Consider the following 4073-nt stretch of genomic DNA (forward strand, 5'->3'; position numbering starts at 1 on the left):
GCAACCGTTCCAGCCTAACCGAATCCACACCCGGGCGCAAACCCGGAACTTCACTCGGCCACCCGAAGACGCTCAACCACCCTACAGGAAGTCTCACACTCGGATTTTCAGGCGCTCTCCGTACAACCTCGTTTTCCCTCGCTGACCTGTGAAGATCGCGTCCGGGTCGGTGTCCGTGTCGCTCTGACTTGGAATAAGTTACGCGAACCCTTCGCCTAACGCCAAATCACCTGGTCAGGCCGGGTGTGCTGGCGAGAATGCCCCCATAGGCCGTCCGTGGCATTCGAAAGCCGTGCCGATGCCGGCTTATGTGACCGTTTCCCGGCACGGACTACCAGTGGCGCGGACTACCAGTGGCGCGGACTACCAGCGTCGACTCCGATGTTCGTCGAGTCGGTGCGCGTCAGCTCGGGAAGATCGTGATGACGCCGTCGGACGTGACGGCATCGATCCGGTACGAACTTGCCAGGTCCTCCCCGATGGTCGCCGCCGCAGTGCCGGCCGAAGTCGTCCGCAGCGCGTAGGTGACGTCATTCGGCACTCCGATAGCGATGTCCCCATGTGATGTTCGCGCGGACACCGCATCGGGTGGCGTGTCCGCGGTAATCCGGATGTCACCGACGTCGGTGGCCGCGGACACGAACGATGCATCTACGGCAGACACGGCGATGGATCCGGCCACCGCAGAGGCCACCATCGATCCCTGGTGCCGTCGGATGGTGATGTCGCCGTGGATCGTCGTGGCCTGCGCGGGGCCGGTCAGGTCGGTGAGGAAGATCGATCCTGCGACGCTGTACGCCGTCACTTCGGTTCGGGCGGGCACCGAGACGGTGACGGAGACCGAGCAACTCCAATAGGGGGCGTCGGGGCACATGATGTCGACGGCATCGCCGGTGTCGGCGACATCGATGCGGGGCGATCCTCCCCGGTAGTTGCCGTCCGCGGACACGTGAATCCGGTCGTCGCTGCTGGGTTCGACGGCTACGTTCACCGTGCCACTCGTGGCGCGCACCGACAGCGGTCCGGTGGACAGGGCGTCCGAGGAGTAGGTAAACCCGTGCCCGCGGGGGGTATTGAAGGCCCATGCGAGTAGCGCGGACACGAGGGCGCCGGCCACGGTGACCACGACCGCGGCGCCGAGAGCCGCCACGATGCGTCGGGTCCAAGCGAGCCGGGTCATTTCACCCCCAGGTACCGAAGTACCGCGAGCACACGGCGATGATCGGCCGGATCGTTGTACAGACCGAGCTTGATGAAGATGTTCCCGATGTGCTTCTCGACCGCGGCCCGGCCGATCACGAGGGTTGTCGCGACCCCGGCGTTCGACTGCCCCTCCGCCATCGCCAACAACACGTCCCGCTCCCGCGGTGTCAGCGAATCGAGCGGATCGCTGCGCGGGGTGCGTGCAAGGAGTTGCTGCACCACGTCAGGATCGATGACGGTGCCGCCGGCGGCGATCCGCTCGACGGCAGCAACGAAGTCGTCCACGTCGGCCACACGGTCCTTCAGGAGACAGCCGACACCGTCTGTCCGGTCCCGGAGCAACACCGCCGCGTAGCGTTCCTCCACGTACTGCGACAGCACCAGGACGCCGACGTCGGGCCAACGGTCACGGATCACGAGTGCTGCGCGGAGTCCCTCGTCGAGGTAGGTCGGGGGCATCCGTACGTCGACGACACAGACGTCGGGCAAAGGATCCGCGTCGGACAACGCGCGCAACAGCGATTCGCCGTCGCCGACGCTTGCTGCGATGTACGCGCCCCGATCGTTCAACAGACGCCCGATACCCTCCCTGAGCAGTACGGAGTCGTCGGCGAGCATTACACGCATGGAACCTCCGCATACAGACGTGTCGGACCGCCCACGGGACTGTCGATGGTCAGGTTGCCGTCCACTCCGCTGAGTCGGTCGGCGCGTCCGGCCAGTCCCCCACTGGACTTCGCGCTGGCGCCGCCCGAGCTGTCGTCGTCGACGATCACTTCGATGGTTGGCCCGGACCGTCGAACCGACACTCCCGCGCGCGTGGCGCTCGAGTGCTTGCTGACGTTGGTCTGTGCCTCCGAGACCAGGAAGTAGATGGTGGACTCGACGGTGGCGGAGGGCCGCCCCGATCGGGACAACTCCTCCGAGACCACGATCTCCACCGGCACCGAACAGAGCGCGGCCACCGAGGACAGCGCGGCATCGAGTCCGCGGTCGGTGAGGATGGGGGGATGCAGACCACGCGTCAGTGCACGGATGTCGGCGATCGCGTTCCGTGTCTCGCGATGGGCGTCCTCGAGTAGATCGCGCAGGACCTCGTCGTCCGTGGTGAGACGAGAACGGGCGTGGCCCAACGAGATCGAGACCGACACCAGCCTTTGCTGGGCACCGTCGTGGAGATCACGTTCGATTCGCGAGCGTTCGGTTTCGGCCGCGTCGAGCACGCGGGCACGACTCTGCGTCAGTTCCTCGACCCGCTCCCGGGACTTGTCGGCGCCCAACAGGGCACGGGTCAGCCACCAGTCAGCGCGGGCGACCGCCGCGACCAGTCAGTGGCGGAGGGACGACAACCAGCCAGACCGCCGCGCACAGAGCCACGACGAGCACGGTGGGCAAGTCGACGACGCCACCGATCGCCAGATCCGACTTCTCGGGATCGGTCACCACCCACACCGCCGGCGCCGCCACCAGGGCCGGGAGAATCACCAGGTGCGCCGCGATCAGCGGGGCTGCCACAAGGGCGAGCGGGATTCGGAGCGTCCAATACGCAACGGAGCGCCAGAGCGCGGGATCGCGCACCGACGCGACGAACCGAAGCCAGTGTGTCGGCCCGCTCGGCGTCGTCGGTGCCTCGATCCATCCGCCCCCGAAGAACCGCACCGACGCGCGCTGGGCAGCGTCAACGGCACGGATCAGGGGGATGGTGGCAGCGAACACTACAACCCCGATCAGTGCGACCGGGAGGGCGAGCACCGACAGGCACAGGAGGGCGAGCAACACCAAGCCCACCAGACCCGCTGCAGCCCCGCCGAACACATAGAGCAGCGCGAGCCACCAGCTCGTCGAGGCCTAGGCCCGCAACGGATTCCGCGGCAGATGCACGCGCTCCCCCGACTCCACGTTGCCCCCCGATCTGTGTACTCGAATGTTCACCCTATGACCTGGTCGGCCCGTTCGCCCTCCGGTGGACCGACCGACGAGGGTAGGGAGAACCCGACCCCGGCGACGTCGGTGAGCACCACAGACCGATGCACTTTCGCCGACCAGGCTGATCTCATGGACATCGCGCAACTGCAGTCCCGTGCGGCCAGAGTCGCCGACCTGGCAGCCGTCGACCATCTCGCACGCCTGCCGGCCGGGCTGCTCCTCGCATGCGTCGCGGCGCTGCTGGTGCTCGAGTCGGGCGTACTCGTGGGGATCGTTGCACCAGGCAGCAGCATCCCGCTGACATTGGGCATCCTCGTGGCGGTCGGCGCGGTCGAGCTCGTCGAGTCGATCGTCGTGGTTGCGGTCGCATCCAGGGCGGGATCGCAATGGGCGTTCACACGGGCCCGGCGTAGTGGAATCGCCGTACTACCGAGACGGCTCGAATCTGCACTGCCCGAACGCATTGCGCGCTGGCAGCGCCGAGTGCCCGCGCAATTCGGTACACGCCCCTGGCTCGCAGCCCTGACCGGTCAGTTGATCGGCACAGTGCGAACGTTGAGTCCGCGTGCGCTGGCCATGTCGTCGATGCGTCGACGCGAGTTCGCCGTTGCCACACTGGTGGGCGCAACGCTGTGGTCCGGTGCGTTCGTCACGATCGGGGTGGCAGGGGGAGGTAACGAGACCTTCCGCTCGCTCTACGGGTTCGCTTGGGCGCCAGTGGTATTGGTCTTGGTGCTCGCGAGCCTGCGCAAGCACCTTGTGTCCAGGAAGATTCTTCGACAGGACTCGAGATCTCCTGCATCGCTGCACGAGTAGGAGCTGGGACGTCGATGCCCCGATCGGCGTCGCCCGCAAGTCGGCGAGTCGGTCGTTCTCCGTGGGCGTCCGACGCCGACGCGGCTCGCTCACCCCATCGGATCCGATTCCGGTCTCGACCCCGAGCG

5 protein-coding genes are annotated in these 4073 nt (G+C 66.8%); 1 reads left to right on the forward strand and 4 read right to left on the reverse strand.

Annotated features, from left to right (window positions below; all coding sequences use genetic code 11):
- Positions 1 to 403 precede the first annotated feature (403 nt).
- Genes IJ15_RS0123530 through IJ15_RS0123545 form a run of 4 tightly spaced genes read right to left on the reverse strand, consistent with a single transcriptional unit; the run spans position 404 to position 3018 of the window.
- On the reverse strand, positions 404 to 1180 hold the full coding sequence (locus IJ15_RS0123530; protein WP_031940772.1) for a DUF4097 family beta strand repeat-containing protein: 777 nt from the start codon (positions 1178 to 1180) through the stop codon (positions 404 to 406).
- Complete coding sequence (locus tag IJ15_RS0123535; RefSeq protein WP_031940773.1) at positions 1177 to 1830, reverse strand: response regulator; 654 nt, start codon at positions 1828 to 1830, stop codon at positions 1177 to 1179. Before IJ15_RS0123535 ends, IJ15_RS0123530 begins: the two co-directional genes overlap by 4 nt.
- Entirely contained in the window at positions 1821 to 2483 is a 663-nt protein-coding gene (locus tag IJ15_RS0123540) for a sensor histidine kinase (RefSeq protein ID WP_051919576.1), read from the reverse strand. The genes IJ15_RS0123535 and IJ15_RS0123540 overlap by 10 nt, the downstream gene beginning before the upstream one ends.
- A 22-nt stretch (positions 2484 to 2505) precedes the next feature.
- Positions 2506 to 3018 carry a sensor domain-containing protein gene (locus IJ15_RS0123545; RefSeq protein WP_031940775.1) on the reverse strand — a complete coding sequence of 171 codons (513 nt, stop codon included), beginning with the start codon at positions 3016 to 3018 and terminating at the stop codon, positions 2506 to 2508.
- Between the two features lie 240 nt (positions 3019 to 3258).
- Between IJ15_RS0123545 and IJ15_RS25370 the strand changes: the two genes are divergently transcribed.
- The gene (locus IJ15_RS25370; RefSeq protein ID WP_197059905.1) at positions 3259 to 3945 is read left to right on the forward strand and encodes a DedA family protein; all 687 of its coding nucleotides are present in this window, start codon (positions 3259 to 3261) and stop codon (positions 3943 to 3945) included.
- Positions 3946 to 4073 lie beyond the last annotated feature (128 nt).

This window comes from Prescottella defluvii (assembly GCF_000738775.1).
Lineage (GTDB): Bacteria > Actinomycetota > Actinomycetes > Mycobacteriales > Mycobacteriaceae > Prescottella > Prescottella defluvii.